General features: G+C 71.1%; 12 protein-coding genes. 5 read left to right on the forward strand and 7 right to left on the reverse strand.

Annotated elements, in window-relative coordinates:
• Positions 1-41: 41 nt before the first annotated feature.
• Genes ACFY1P_RS29695 through ACFY1P_RS29710 form a run of 4 tightly spaced genes read right to left on the reverse strand, consistent with a single transcriptional unit; the run spans position 42 to position 7,088 of the window.
• Positions 42-2,171: a hypothetical protein gene (locus ACFY1P_RS29695; protein ID WP_390752359.1), complete on the reverse strand. Its 2,130-nt coding sequence runs from the start codon at positions 2,169-2,171 to the stop codon at positions 42-44.
• Positions 2,168-4,819 (reverse strand): Ldh family oxidoreductase, encoded by a 2,652-nt coding sequence (locus tag ACFY1P_RS29700; RefSeq protein WP_390752360.1) that lies wholly within the window; start codon positions 4,817-4,819, stop codon positions 2,168-2,170. The genes ACFY1P_RS29695 and ACFY1P_RS29700 overlap by 4 nt, the downstream gene beginning before the upstream one ends.
• Positions 4,813-6,390 (reverse strand): glycoside hydrolase family 3 N-terminal domain-containing protein, encoded by a 1,578-nt coding sequence (locus ACFY1P_RS29705; RefSeq protein WP_390752361.1) that lies wholly within the window; start codon positions 6,388-6,390, stop codon positions 4,813-4,815. The genes ACFY1P_RS29700 and ACFY1P_RS29705 overlap by 7 nt, the downstream gene beginning before the upstream one ends.
• A gap of 20 nt (positions 6,391-6,410) precedes the next feature.
• Positions 6,411-7,088 carry a hypothetical protein gene (locus ACFY1P_RS29710; protein ID WP_390752362.1) on the reverse strand — a complete coding sequence of 226 codons (678 nt, stop codon included), beginning with the start codon at positions 7,086-7,088 and terminating at the stop codon, positions 6,411-6,413.
• A gap of 276 nt (positions 7,089-7,364) precedes the next feature.
• Between ACFY1P_RS29710 and ACFY1P_RS29715 the strand changes: the two genes are divergently transcribed.
• Both ACFY1P_RS29715 and ACFY1P_RS29720 read left to right on the forward strand, forming a co-directional pair.
• The gene (locus ACFY1P_RS29715) at positions 7,365-8,729 is read left to right on the forward strand and encodes a transcriptional regulator (RefSeq protein ID WP_390752363.1); all 1,365 of its coding nucleotides are present in this window, start codon (positions 7,365-7,367) and stop codon (positions 8,727-8,729) included.
• A gap of 417 nt (positions 8,730-9,146) precedes the next feature.
• Positions 9,147-10,025, forward strand: a complete 879-nt coding sequence (locus ACFY1P_RS29720; RefSeq protein ID WP_390752364.1) for an XRE family transcriptional regulator — start codon at positions 9,147-9,149, stop codon at positions 10,023-10,025.
• Here the strand turns inward: ACFY1P_RS29720 and ACFY1P_RS29725 are convergent, their stop codons facing one another.
• From ACFY1P_RS29725 to ACFY1P_RS29735, 3 genes are read right to left on the reverse strand one after another with little or no spacing between them, the layout of a single operon-like run.
• Positions 10,026-10,169 (reverse strand): hypothetical protein, encoded by a 144-nt coding sequence (locus ACFY1P_RS29725; protein ID WP_390752365.1) that lies wholly within the window; start codon positions 10,167-10,169, stop codon positions 10,026-10,028. It lies immediately after the preceding gene.
• 50 nt (positions 10,170-10,219) lie between these two features.
• Positions 10,220-10,717 (reverse strand): hypothetical protein, encoded by a 498-nt coding sequence (locus tag ACFY1P_RS29730; RefSeq protein WP_390752366.1) that lies wholly within the window; start codon positions 10,715-10,717, stop codon positions 10,220-10,222.
• Positions 10,718-10,719: 2 nt separating this feature from the next.
• Positions 10,720-11,157, reverse strand: coding sequence for a DUF6415 family natural product biosynthesis protein (locus tag ACFY1P_RS29735; RefSeq protein WP_390752367.1), 438 nt, complete (start codon positions 11,155-11,157; stop codon positions 10,720-10,722).
• A gap of 300 nt (positions 11,158-11,457) precedes the next feature.
• Here ACFY1P_RS29735 and ACFY1P_RS29740 point away from each other — a divergent pair, with 300 nt between their 5' ends.
• From ACFY1P_RS29740 to ACFY1P_RS29750, 3 genes are all read left to right on the forward strand, one after another.
• A complete protein-coding gene (locus tag ACFY1P_RS29740; protein ID WP_390752368.1) occupies positions 11,458-12,327 on the forward strand; it encodes a helix-turn-helix domain-containing protein in 870 nt (289 codons plus the stop codon).
• A complete protein-coding gene (locus tag ACFY1P_RS29745; RefSeq protein WP_390752369.1) occupies positions 12,324-12,530 on the forward strand; it encodes a DUF397 domain-containing protein in 207 nt (68 codons plus the stop codon). The genes ACFY1P_RS29740 and ACFY1P_RS29745 overlap by 4 nt, the downstream gene beginning before the upstream one ends.
• A gap of 252 nt (positions 12,531-12,782) precedes the next feature.
• A complete protein-coding gene (locus ACFY1P_RS29750) occupies positions 12,783-13,295 on the forward strand; it encodes an NUDIX domain-containing protein (protein ID WP_390752370.1) in 513 nt (170 codons plus the stop codon).
• Positions 13,296-13,439 lie beyond the last annotated feature (144 nt).

Genomic DNA, 13,439 nt, shown 5'->3' on the forward strand with positions numbered 1-13,439 from the left:
TGGTTGACGCCGACGGCCCGGGGCGGGGTGTCGTGCTCGGGTCAGCGTGGGATCGGTGTGATCGTCACGTTGACGGGTGCGGGTTTCGCGGCGGCCGTGGCGAGTGAGCCGGCCTGCTGGATGCGGTCCCAGACGGGGCTGGGCCGGGGGGTAGTGCCGAGGCGCTGGGCCTGCTGGTGGACGTTGTGCAGCATGGCGTCGTAGTCGCGCGGGGCACCATGCTGGCCGTCGGCCCAGCGGTGCAGGGCGGCGACGCCGACCTCGGTGATGGTGTGGCCGGAGTGCTGGACGGCGGCAAGGAGCTCGGTGTCGAAGGACAGGCTGTGGTCGGTGATGCCGGGCAGCGCGGTGGTGAGGGCGTCGGTGCGGAACGCCTTGAAGCCGGCCTGGGGATCGCTGATCTCCAGGCTGAGGAGTTCGGTGACGGCCTGTTGGTAGAGCCGGGCGGTCGGGGTGGGGCCGGACGGGGGGTAGTAGCCGTGGGAGTCGGGCAGGCGGCGCGAGCCGATGACGGCTCCGGTGCCGGGGTGGTCGAGGGCGGCGAGGTGCAGTCCGAGCTGGTCGAGGGGGTAGGTGAGATCGACGTCGGTGTAGGCGAGGACGGCGTGGCCGACGGCGTGCAGCTGGACCAGTCCCCAGAGCACCGCTCCGCCCTTGGCGCTGGCCTGGTCCGGGCGGGTGGCGGCGGTGACGCGGATCTGCGGGTGCTCCGCCGTCACCCGCTGCGCGGCCCGCGCGGAGGCGCCCGCGGCGTCCTCGTCGACCAGCAGCAGGTGGGCGCGGGCGTCGGGGCGCGCTTCCAGGAGCCAGGCCAGCTGTGCGATTTTGGCCGCGAGCGCGTCCTGCCCACCGGGGTTGTCCGGGCCGGGCGGGGCGATGCGGTGGGCCTCACCGCGCGTCGGCACGACGATCCCGAGGTCGGGGGAGACGGCGCGGGCGAGCAGCAGGTGCTTGGAGCGGGCGGCCTTGAGGGCGGCGACCAGGCCGTGGACCTGGAGGGCACCAGGTAAGCGGTCGCGCCGGTTCTTGGCGAGCCCTTGGACGAAGCGGATGAGCAGCGCGTCGTCGAAGTGGGGCAGCGGGCTGTGGCCGAGATGCCCGGTGAGGTGGTCGGCCACGGTGCGCAGGAGGGCGCGGCCGACCGGGTCGGTGGCCCAGCACTGGTCGGGGGACGGCGCCGCACCGGCGGTGTCGAGCGCGCGGACGTGCTCGGTGAGGAGGTCGTAGCCGGCGACCAGGGCGCGCTGGGTGGGATCCCAGGCCGCGCCGTCCTCGGTCATGGCGGCCTTCGCCCATGCCGTCGGCCAGACCTGCGGAGCGCGGCGGGCCGCGCGAGCGGCGGCTTTGACCTGTTGCCAGCGGGCCGTGACGGCGGGCCAGGGGCAGTCGAGGCCGGTCCCGGTGGCCAGAGCTTCCGGAGCGAGAGCGGCGAGTGCCAGGGCGTGGCCGGCGGTTTCCGGTGTGTCGGCGGCCTGGGTGAGGGCGTCGTACCAGAGCTCGGCGGCGTGGGTGAGGCCGCCGGTGTGCTCGGCGATGGCCGTGATGGTGCCGCAGCGGCGGGCGGTGATCTCGGCGCTGATCCGCGTGCGGCGGGTGCGTTCGCGCGCCGCCGCGCCGTCCTGGTCGATGGCGGCGGGCGGGATCTGGGCGGCGGCGCGGGCGTCGAGGAGGCGGCCGAGGGCGGCGTCGGCGGGCCCGGTCAGGACGGGGAGGGCCAGCAGGTCGGCCAGGACGGTGTGCAGGGCCTCGGGGTCGGCGGCCGCTGCGGCTGCCGCGAACTTCTCGGTGGCCAGGTCGGGGGTGCTGATGGTCTCGGGGCGGTGGGCGAGGGCGGCGATGGTATGGGCGAAGGTGTGGCAGGCCGCGCTGTCGCCGTTCGGGAAGAGCACGGCGCGCAGACGGGCGGTGCCCTTCCGGCTCTCGGGCCGGTGGGCGATCAGGAGGGCGAGAGCGGCCGGGGGCAGGTCGTCGCGCGCTTCCAGGGCGGCGGTGATCCGTGGGGCGGTGGCGGGGTGGGTGATGGCGAGCAGGGAGCGGACGGTGGCCGGATCGGGGTCGGCCTGCTCGGCCAGGCGCACCGCCAGGTCGGCGTCCTGGCCGTCCGTGCGTCCGTCGAGGAGCGGGGAGTCGGCTAGCGGCAGGAACGTACGGGCGGGGATCGTGGCGGTCATCGGCTGAGCCTTCCGGCGAGGAGGTCGGCGGCCTGGCGGGTCGTGTGAACGGGGTGGAGCAGGTTCTGGCGCAGGAAGGTCCGCTCGAACTGCGAGAGATCGGCGTGGACGACGACGGTGGAGGCGGTGATGTCGAAGCGCGCGTCGGGGCGGCCGATCCGGGCGAGCAGCTGACGGACCGTCCTTTCCTCCGGCACGGTGGCGGTGGCGCAGACCTGGTGCTGTGCGGCGGGGCAGCGCAGGCGGCAGTTCGTGGCGGGCAGGTCGTAGTGGCCGTTGTAGTCGGCGAGGTGGCTTCCGCGCTCGACCGAGCGGCCGCACGAGGACCTCTTCACCACGGCGGGCCGCCGTTCGGCGGGCACGTCGGCGTACACCTCCTCGAACATGGCCATGATCCGCTGCTCGGTGGCCGCGCTGAGGAGTTTCTTGCCGGGGGTGAAGGAGCCGCTGGGCAGTGGCAGACCGTAGGACATGAACGAGTGGACGTGGTCGTCGCCGAACTTCAACCCGCCGAGCACCACGGTGCGCGCGCCGGCGTCCTTGAAGGTCGTCCAGACGTCGCGCATGTGGGTGTCGGTGGTGTTGATGCCCTCGGCAATCGGCCGGTAGTAGGCCAGGACGTTGAGCCGGTCGGAGGCCAGGGCACGGCGCAGGAAGTCGAGACGGCGCTGGCGATTGGGCGGCTCGATCGCCGGGGGCATCGCGGCGTAGCAGATGTTGATGTCCAGGTCGATGTTGACCAAGGACTCCAGCTGTTCGATCTGCTCGTCGGAGAGGCCGTATTTGGTGATGCAGGAGACCCGGTTGGTCAGCCCGAGGTCGTCCAGCAGCTTCAGGGCCGTCCAGGTGCGCGACCACAGCTTCGGCAGGAATGCCTCCGACGTGGACATGTGCAGGCCCAGTGGGGTGACGTGCGGCGTGAACCAGGGGTGCGCGAGCAGCCGCTCGACCACCTCCTCGGCTTCCAGGAACCCGGTCGGCTCCCAGGAACCGAGGTAGCCGTCGACGGTGTCGCCCTCGCGCCGGTAGCAGTAGGCGCACATCAACGGGCAGCCCACGCCGAAGTCGCAGGACATGCCGCCCTTCATCTGGCTGATCATGTAGCGCGTGTTCAGCCCGTCCGGTCCGGCGGCGCGCTGGGTGGCGGCGATCTCCTCGGGCGTGGCGACCGGGGTAAACCCGGCGGGCAGTTCCGCCTTGAGAGCGAACGGGGCATCCGGGCTGCCGACGATGCCGGGGAAGGCGAACGAGCAGCGCAGCGCGAAGTGCAGCGCCTCGGCCTGGACACCGGTCAGGCGGTGGTGCAGGGCGAGGCGGGTCAGCACGCGGGAGGGGAGTTCCTGCAGGGGGACGCGGCGGCCGGTCGGCTCGTGGAGCAGGCGCTGCTCGGCGACGTCGGCCAGGGCCTGCTCCAGCGGGCCGTCGCACAGGCGGCGCACAGCGGCGACAACCGGGTAGGGGTCGCTGACGTCGAGGACAGTGTGCAACGCGCGGGCGACCTGCGGCTGGCGCGAGCCCTGGTGCAGGACCATCGGGCCCGCGTCGGCGAGCTGCTCGAGGACCGCAGGGCGGGACGCGGTGGTACGGGTATCGGTGCTCACGGCAGTGCCTCCGAAGGGAGTCAGGGAGAGGGAGGTGAGGCGGGGGCGGGGCCAGCCACGCGGCGCGCGAACGTGTGGAAGTCCGGCGGTGACCAGCTCGGCCAGATCCTCGTCGTCCAGCTCGATGCCGCCCCGGCGGGCGGCGGCGCGGTGGGCCCAGGCGCGGTCGCCGGGCATCCGCGCGCCCTGCTCGCGCACGGCACGGCCGACCTCGTCCACGGCCGCGGCCAGGCCGCTGGCCCCGAGGACGACGGGGTCGAGCACCAGTGACAGCAGGCCGCGGTCTTCCGCGCCGGTGGGCAGTGGGGCGGTGCCGGTGAGCGCGCCGAGGAGCAGGTGCAAGACGATCGCCAGGGCCTGGCCCCGCTCGCCCGCCGGCAGGAGGACGGCTGCCTGGTGCGGATCGCGCACCGGGCAGCCCGTGGCGTCCAGGGCCCAGCCCTCGGGCAGGTCCTGGCCCGTGCGGGCCCGCTGGTGCACGCGCCCCCACGAGCTCGACGCGGCAGCCAGGTCCACGACCACCGGCTGGTCCGGATCGGGACCGGGGACGCCGACCGCGAATGCCGCGGTGCCCAGCAGCGGGGCACCGGTGCCGCCGAGCAGCGCCACGCTGGCGGACGAGGTGGGCGCCGCAAGAACGCTGACCAGGCCCCGCCGGGCCGCTCGGCTTGCGGCGATACCGAGCGCCCCGGCGTGCCCTGCGCGGCGGACGCAGACCAGTCCGACGCCGTGGCGGCGGGCGCGCCGCATGCCGGCCGTGACCGCGAGGCGGGCCGCGACAGGACCCGGCGCAAGATCCGCGTCCAAGCCCAGCCACGCTGTGCCCTCGTGGCGGACCGTCACCCGGGGGCGTGGGTTGAGGCGGCCGGTGCGGAGCTTGGCCAGGTAGGCCGGGGCGAGACGGCTGCCGTGTCCGGGGATGCCGCGAAGGTCGGCTTCGACGTGCGAGGCGGCCATCGTGCGGGCCCCGCCCCGGGACATGCCCGCCGCGCGGTACAGGCGCTCCAGGTAGTCGGCCAGCTCCAGGGCCGGGACGCGCGTCACCACGTGGCCCCCTCGACCGGCACGGTGCCCCGGGCCCGCAGGTGGCCGGACAGCACGGCGGCGACGGCGGCGGCGCTGGCGTGGTGCGGGCTGTAGGCGGCGATCAGCACGTCGGCCGGGGAGCCGGCCAGGTCGTCGACGTCGCCGAAGGCGATCTGCGCCACCGGGTGGCGGCGTGCGAGCCGGGCCGCCTCCGCCGCAGCACCGCTCCGATGCCCGGTACGGGTGTCGTAGCCGTAGACCACCACCGCCCCGACACCGTCCGGTACTTCGCCGCCCGTCGGCAGAGGTATCACCGGATACCCGGCACTGAGCAGGGGTGGCAGGAGATCGGGTGCGTGCCGGGCGCTGTCGGCCCGTCGCTGCCCTACGTCCGGCACGCGTACGGCGGCCAGCGCCGTCCCCGGTGCCAGGACGAGCGGCAGATGCCGCGCGCCGCGCACGACGGTCACCGATTCCCGGGCGATGCGGTCGGCCACTTCGCCCGCGACGGTGTTCGCCTCGGCCCAGCCGGGGAGCACCGTGCTGGGGCTGATCCCGAACCGGCCGTGCAGGGCCAGCACCCGCTCGGCGGCCTCGGCCACCCGCCGACGGCCGATCAACCCGCTCTCCACCGCGTCGACCAACGCCTGGACCACGGCGCTGCGGCAGCGGACGGCGGCCACCTGCTCCCGATGCGTCTGCCGGCCCCGGGAGACCTCGGAGTCCAGCATCACCAGGTCCACCCCCGCCGCCACGGCGGCCACCGCAGCGGGCGGGAGGCCACCGAGCGGCTCATGAACAGCCGGTATCGACAGGTTCTCGCTCACCACCACCCCGTCGAACCCGAGCTCCTCGCGCAGGACGGCGATCGTCTTCGGGGAGGCTAGGGCAGGCCGGTCCTCGATCGAGCGGACCTTCTGGCTGCCGACCATCACACACGCCGCCCCGGCCCGCACCGCCGCCCGGAACGGGAGTAACGCACCGTCGGGCAGCTCATCGACCACCGGGGCCGCAAGGTGCGGGTCGACGCTCACACCGCCGAGGCCCGGAAAGTGCTTGGCGGTCGCGGCCACCCCGGCCGCCTGGAGACCGCGGACGAAGGCGCCGACCAGCCGCGCCACCTGCTCCGGGCCCGAGCCGAAGGCGCGCGTACCGACCGCGGACTGCGACGGCCAGGCCGCCAGATCACAGACCGGCGCCAAGTTCCACGTCACCCCGGCCGCCCGCAGCTGACCGCCGATCGCCGCCCCCGCCCGCTCGGCCAAAGTGCCGTCGCCCGCCGCCCCCAACGCCATGCTCCCGGGCAGCTGGACGACCTCCGGCCAGTCCAAGGCGTTCAACCGGCCGCCCTCCTGATTGACGCTCACCACCAGCGCCGGGAACGCCGTCCCGCTCGCGGCCCGGGTCACCGACCGCAGGCGCGCCGCGCTGGTGACGCGGTTCTTGCCGATCCGGCCGGACCCCGCCCCGGTCTCCTCGCGCAGCAGCGCCTCAGCGCCGCCCGGCGTCAGACTTTGCTGGCCGGGCCGCACCAGCAGCTCGACCTCGGCGCGCAACGCCACCGCGCCCTTGTGAGTCGTACGGCTGTGCATACGTACCTCCCCGGGCACGGTCAGGCCGACTTCGGCGTGGCTACGGCCAGTCCGTGGTCATCCGGTCGCACAACCGGGCCCGGCCGGACCAGCCCGACAGCGGCGAGAATCTGCTTGGCCATCTCCTGCGGGGCGTGCACCCCGGTGTCGAAGACCAGCAGCGAGGGATGACGGCGCCCCAGATAGGTGAGCAGCGCGGCGTCGAACCGGGCGGCGAACGCCTCGTCCTCCACGCTGCGCCAGTCACCGCTGTCCACGCGGTCGCGCGTCTCCATGCGGGTGCGGCGGACGGAGGGGGAGGCGTGCAAGAACACTGCGAGGTCGAACGTCGCGAAGCGGCGCGACGCCCACATGGCCAGGGTGGCGGGCAGGTACGGGCCGCCGGCCAGCCCCACGGCCATGGTGCGGTCCACGTAGCCCTCCTGGATGAGGACGGCGCCGCCGGTACGGGGCGGATCGAGGTGGACGAGTGCGGCGTCCAGCGCGTAGCCGCCGAAGAGGTAGGCGCCGGTGATCAGGCTGGACCGCGACTGGTAGGCCAGTGGCAGGCGCTTGAGCAGACGTTCCAGCGGGTGGTGCTCGCAGAGCATCCCGCGGTGGCGCACCGCTGGTACGCCGTGGTCGGCGAGCCGGTCGATCAGGGCGGTGACCAGCGTGGTCTTGCCGGACAGGTCCAAGCCGTCGACGAGAATGCGCATCGTGTCCTCCTCCTTGTGGTTTCTCCGGTGTTGCCGGACAGCCAGGGAGTGCTGTTTGGTCGTGCGCGGGCGGAATCCCGGGTCTGCGGAGCTACGAACCGTTGCCCGACGGGCGGCGCCCCGGGCCGAGTTGAACAGTCTGTGTTTGTAATGCCGCACCCAGGGACCACCAAGGAAGGCCGGGGCTGTGCCCAGCCATTCCCATGGCGTTACCAGGTGTTCCCATGAGTAGGCGATGCCTGTCGGTCGGCGGCTGAAGCGGGCACTATGGCGGGTGTGGAGATTGACAGGCACCCGCTGGCCTACCTGCTCCACCTCAATGGCTGGTCAGCGCCTCATTACCTGACGCTCTTGGACGCCGCGCACCGTCACCTCGGCTACGGACCGATCACGAAGTCGGAGCGCAAGCGCATCACGCGCTGGACCCGCTATGGCGTCATCCCTGAGATGCGTGCCCAGAAGGCGATGGCCTTCCTGCACGGCATCCCGGAGGAGGAGGTCACGGCCCGGCCGTGGCCGGAGTGGCTCAAGCTGGCATGTATCCGCGAACGGCGGCTACTTGACGCTGCGTGGGACCCGCAGGCCACGATTGACTTATTGGATCGCGTCGCCTCGACGGGAGGACCGATGGACCGCAGGGGATTCCTGGTTGTCACGGGGATAGCCCCGGTTCTTGCCGGGGCTGGCAGCGCCGAGCCCGCCACGGCGAGCTCGCGCGGTCGGCGGATCGGGCGCCAGGCCCCCGCCTTGTTCGACAAGGCACTGGCGATCCTGAGGCGCCAGGACGACCAACTCGGCTCCGGCCAGGTGCACGCATCCGCCCGCGCCCAGCTCCGGCTGATCACCTCGGCGCTCAAGAACAACGCCTACTCCGACGAGACCGGCCGGCAGCTCCACGCGGCCGCAGCGGAGGCCGCCCGCATCTGCGGCTGGACTGCCTACGACTCCGGCCATCACGCCCTGGCCGAGGAGTATTATCTGGCCGCCCTGCGTGCGGCTGCCTCTTCCAACGACCCTGTCGTCACCGCCAACACCCTCGCCTTCTGGGCGATCATGCGCTACTCCACCGGCGACCCACGGGGGGCTGCCGACCTGGTGACCGATGCCCTCGGTCGGGCCCGGTCGATCGGTTCCCCGAGAATGATCGCCATGCTTCACGCCCGCCTGGCCCGCGCTCACGCCCACGCTGGTGACGACCGTGCCGCGGCTCGCGCCCAGAACGCCGCCTTCGACGCCTACGACCGAGCACACGACCGCTCGCCCCAAGACGAACCGGACTGCGTGTACTGGGTCAACCTTGGCGAGCTGCAAATGCTGGCCGGCTCCTGCGCACTCAACCTCGGTCGCCCCAAGGAGGCGTTGATCCAATTCACCGCCGCTCCGGCCACGATTCGGGACGCCGACGCCTACCAAGAAGAGGACTTCCCCCGCGGTGCTGCCATTTACCTCGCACGCGAAGCCGAGGCCCGAATCTCCCTTGACGACCTCGACGGCGCTGTCGAGACCGCTCACCGAGCAGTCGAGCACATGGGCGGCGTCTCCTCCGCTCGCGGCACTTCCACCCTGGACGACCTGCGGGACAAGCTCGCCGTCCGCAAGGAAGTCCCCCTCGTCCGCGACTTCCTGGAACACACGGCCTGACTCTCGCAAGCGGAAGGCTGGATCTGCGGCGCGCTGACTGCGTCCGCAGGCCGAGGTGCCGTTGTTCGACAGCACAGAGCAGTACACGGATAGGCAGTGGTGAGCGGTCACCATACAGATACCGGGCACCCTGGCATCCCGCACGATGACCTGATGGTTGCCACTCACCCGCCGGGGCGAGGCCCGGTACGGGATTCCTGAACCACCTCTTCCGGCAGCCTGACGGCCGCTACGGTGAGCGCAGGGGACCACGCGATCCAGGAGGACGCGGTGCGGCGCAGGGGATTTCTCACCGGGGTGGCCGGACTCGGGACCGCCATGGCTACCGGTGGGCCCGCTGGTGCTGTCAGCCGACCTCTGGCCGCCCCCGCGACCGCTCTGGAAGTGGGGTTGTCCCACCCGCCTGCCGTCGGTCCTGTGTCGCTCGGCCAGCTCTACCGGGCGCTCTACCGGGCCCGCGCAGACTTCCGCCACGCCCGGTACCAGGCTCTCGGCACCGAACTTCCGGTGCTGCTCGCCGCAGCCGACGCGACCCGCGACCACCTCACCGGATACGCCAAGGAACGAGCCTGCGCACTGGCCGCCTACGCCTACAGCCTCGCCGGCGAGCTGGCCAGCAAACAGCACTCCGAGGCCGTCTGGGTCGCCGCCGACCGGGCCCTGGCTGCCGCCCGTGCCTCCGGCCAGCCCGCTCCGCTCGGTGAGGCCACCCGCATGCTGTCGGTCGCCATGCGCCGCGCCGGCCGCCACCATCAGGCCGCGGACCTTCTCGTCCACACCGATCGTCAGCTGACCGACGACCCCACCGAGCAGGCCCGAGCCGTCCGCGCGGCAATGCTCCTGACGTGCGGATACACGGCGGCCCACTACGGCGACCGCACGGCCGCGCTCAACATGGTGGATGAAGCTGAAGCCATCGGACAACGCATCGTCTACGGGACCAGCCTGGAGCAGGTCACCATCCAGGCCACTCGCGAACAGTGCGCGAGCTTCCGGCTGAGCGTGTTCAACAAGCTCGGCACCCCGGACGAGGCCGTGCCGGTCGTCCACCGCGTCAACCCGAACCGCTTCCCGACCGCCGAGCGCCGGGCCCGCTTCCATACGGATGCGGCCCGCATGTGGCACCAGATCGGGAACGACACCAGGACCTTTGCTGCTCTTCGCGCCGTCGAGCACGAAGCCCCGGAGGAAGCCCGCCGTCCGTCGGTGAAGGCCCTCACTGCGGATCTGCTGTACTCCTCCACGAACCTTCCAGGGCTGCGGGAGTTCGCGGCGCGTACGGGAGTCCACGGCTGATCACTCCTCGGAGGGAAGATCCGGCGTCGCCACCGGCACGGGCCTGGACGGCACTACGTTGTGGGCGTGCTCGACTCCCACGATCTGGGCCAGGAGTCCGAGGGCCGCGACGCTCCCCAGGCCATAGGTCCACTTCGCGATCATGCCAACCGGGTCGTACGGCATGAACCGGCGTTTGCCTCGGGCGATGCCGCTCACCGCACTACCCCCGCATGCTGGTGCTCGGCGGCCTCGTCGGCGATGGCGAGGCCCAGGAGCATCTGGCAGGAGCGGGCGTTGTCCTGCAACCAGGTCTGCGTGCAGACCGGGTAGTCGTGGGCGCTGGGCGGGCCGTGCTCAACCCGGCGTCGCAGGTAGGCGCGTGTGGCCCGGTCCAGCCCCCTGGCTTCGGCGATGGGGAGCAGGAACGTCATGTGCCAGTTCAGCCGTTGGGCGATGCCGGCGAGCGTGTCGGGGGCGAGGTGAGTGCCCAGCGGTACGGGGGCTAGTGCCTGGTTGATCGTCGCGCGGATCGCCTCCACGTCCAGCGGAGCGTGTGCGGCGGCCAGGGCCTCGTCGACGTGCGCACCAGCGGGGTCGGCGTAGGGCTGCCCGGGGGGAACGAGCGGGTGCTGCGCCTTGAGTCGCTGTGCGAGCGTGGGGTGCTCCAGCGGGGACAGCAAGGGCATGGCGGTGCCCGGGAAGTTCGTCATGATCAGCTCCGGCACAAGGGGTTCGGTGTGATGACGGCGAGCTGTTCGGCTCCCTCGTCGGCGAGCGCGAGAGCGAGGAGGTCGCGGCAGAGGCAGGCCAGCTCCTGGGCGTAGACGCAGCGTGCAACCGCGGGCCCGGACTTCGGCTCCGCGTTCAGTCGGTCCCGTGCGGCAGTAGCCACGAGGCGGATCTGGTCGTCCTGGCCGTGCCTCGCCCAGTCCTTGCTCTCGATCTCGGGCAGGAGCAGCTGGACGTGGCCGCGCAGGCGCAGCAGCAGGTGATCGACCGTGGTGGCCGCCGGCAGCCGGGCGAGAGCGGCGCGGACCGTGCCCATGATGTCGTCGACCCCGATGCGGTACTGCTCCGGCTGCGCCCGCAGCAACTGGATGTCGACGTAGGAGGCGGGTCCGGACATAGCGGTGCCAGGAAGTTCGGGCATGCGGAGGCTCCTGGACGAGCGGTGAAGGAAGAGGCTGGCTACGGCGGCCCGCCGCTTCGGGAACGGCGAGCCGCCGCGCACTGATCACCGGATGAGCGCGAGTGTGATGCGCGTCATCATGACTCAGGCAGAATGACGCTTGGGAACCGGGGTGCGCAAGCCCGTCACCTCAATTGGCAAGTGCCGCACTCACGTTCTATCGACTTGCGCAACCCTTCGGGGTCACAATGCAACCTGCATGGTTCAACTCGTCACCTTTTCAGGGCAGTTCGATACCGCGACAGGGAGGATGCGAAGTACATGCCGAACCAACGGGCCCGGCCAACTCTCCGCAGAAGGCGCCTTGGTGGACTGCTGCGCGACGCCAGAAACAGCACCAAGCAGACACTCGAAGAAGCCGCCGGGCGCATGGGCTGGGACCCGACCAAGCTCTCGAAGATCGAGAACGCCAAGGCTCACATCTCCGCGAAGGAGATCCCCGAGCTGATGGCGATCTACGACGTCACGGACGAGACGCTGATAGGAGCACTGGCGGGCCTGGCCAAGGACGCCGGGAAGCGCGGTTGGTGGCAGACCTACGGCGACGTCGTAGCCGCCGAGTACAGCGACTACATCAGCCTGGAAGCCGACGCCGAGAGCATGAACATTTACGCCCCGAACATCATCCCGGGCCTGTTGCAGACCGGCGCCTACGCCCGGGAAGTCATCGACGCCACCGCGATGATCCGCACACCGGACGAGATCGCGGCCCTGGTCGAGGTGCGCAAGGCGAGACAGATGGTGCTCACCCGCCCCAAGCAGCCGCTCAAGCTCTGGGCCGTCATCAACGAAAGCGCACTGCACCAGCGATTCGCCGGGCACCCGGCGTTGATGCGCGAACAGCTCCGGCACCTGCTCGACATGATGGACCTGCCGAACATCACGATTCAGATCATGGCCATCGACGCCGTGCCCCACCCGGGCATGGTCGGCCTCTTCCACGTGGTCCACTTCCCGACCCCGTGGCCCATGGTTGTGCACCTGGAGAACATCATGGGCAGCACGTTCGCCGAGGGGCTGGATGTCGCCAAGGTCTACGAGGACGCCTTCGACCGCGTCGTCGCAGCAGCACTTCCCGCGGACCTCTCCCGGGAAAGAATCAAAGCGATCATGGAAGGGAATGGTAAGTGACCCATAGCAAGCGCGCGATCGACCTCTCCTCGGCCGCGTGGCGCAAGTCGTCCCACAGTGACGCGGGCAACGGCTGTGTCGAGGTCGCCGACGGGTACACGGGCGTCATGCCCGTCCGGGACAGCAAGAACCCCACCGGGCCGGCCATCGTCTTCTCGGTGGCCTCTTGGTCCGCTTTCATCAGCGACATCACCAACGACTGAACCGCATCTCAGCCGCACAAACGCGGCTCGTCCCAGGTCTGTTGGGGCGAGCCGCGTCCTTGTGCCTAGGCCCCAGCAGCATAATCATGCACCTGCGCACAGCAACAGAACGCCACTGCGATCCGCGCGGTGAGGTGGGTGATGCTGGAGTCCAGGCTGGCGGCTCTGGTCGAACGGTCTGACTCCGGTCAGAGCACGGACAGTTGAGGGAAATGCCCAGCGGGTGACGCGGTCGCGGATACCCTCCTGTCGGTGAGGACTCAGCAGCCATCCACCGAGATGTACCTCCGCAACGCAGCCTCGGGCCTCGTCGTCCAGGACAACCGCGTTCTCCTGGTCCGCGGAACCTGGCCCGACCCGAACATCGAAACCTACTGGCTCCCGGGCGGCGGACAGCAGCCCGGCGAAACTCTGGCCGCCTGCGCCGAACGTGAAGTCCTTGAGGAAACCGGAGTTCGAGTCAAGGCCGGTCCGCTGCTCGTCCTGCGCGAGCACATCCCCGGCAACCACTCCGACAGCAGCATCCCATTTGAACCAGGGCACCACCGGGTCGAGGCCATCTTCTGGTGCACCGCTCTCGACATCCCGTCCACCCTCGGCGGGAGCCTCCACGACGACGTCCAGACCGGCGTCGACTGGGTGCCCCTCGACAAGGTGGCTGGCCTGCCGATGATCCCGCCCTTCCTGCAACGCCGCCTTCCGGAGCTGGTGGCCCAGGCCGCCGCCGGGAACATCCCGGCCCTCTACGCTGGAGACATCGAGTGACCGGACCCGGAAGCAGTGAAGGCCCGGCAGATGCCGGGCCTTCACGTGAGTAGCGGGGACAGGATTTGAACCTGCGGTGTATTGACCGAACTAACTTTGACGTTTTCGCAGGTCAGAGGGTATTTCTGTTAAGTTCCGGCGGTG

This window comes from Streptomyces sp. NPDC001407 (assembly GCF_042895325.1).
Lineage (GTDB): Bacteria > Actinomycetota > Actinomycetes > Streptomycetales > Streptomycetaceae > Streptomyces.

Bases quoted from the DNA above. Each gene is read 5' to 3' on its own strand.
- ACFY1P_RS29725 (WP_390752365.1), bottom strand. From the start codon at position 10,169: ATGATCGCGAAGTGGACCTATGGCCTGGGGAGCGTCGCGGCCCTCGGA.
- ACFY1P_RS29730 (WP_390752366.1), bottom strand. From the start codon at position 10,717: ATGACGAACTTCCCGGGCACCGCCATGCCCTTGCTGTCCCCGCTGGAG.
- ACFY1P_RS29735 (WP_390752367.1), bottom strand. From the start codon at position 11,157: ATGCCCGAACTTCCTGGCACCGCTATGTCCGGACCCGCCTCCTACGTC.
- ACFY1P_RS29695 (WP_390752359.1), bottom strand. From the start codon at position 2,171: ATGACCGCCACGATCCCCGCCCGTACGTTCCTGCCGCTAGCCGACTCC.
- ACFY1P_RS29710 (WP_390752362.1), bottom strand. From the start codon at position 7,088: ATGCGCATTCTCGTCGACGGCTTGGACCTGTCCGGCAAGACCACGCTG.
- ACFY1P_RS29740 (WP_390752368.1), top strand. From the start codon at position 11,458: ATGCCGAACCAACGGGCCCGGCCAACTCTCCGCAGAAGGCGCCTTGGT.
- ACFY1P_RS29705 (WP_390752361.1), bottom strand. From the start codon at position 6,390: ATGCACAGCCGTACGACTCACAAGGGCGCGGTGGCGTTGCGCGCCGAG.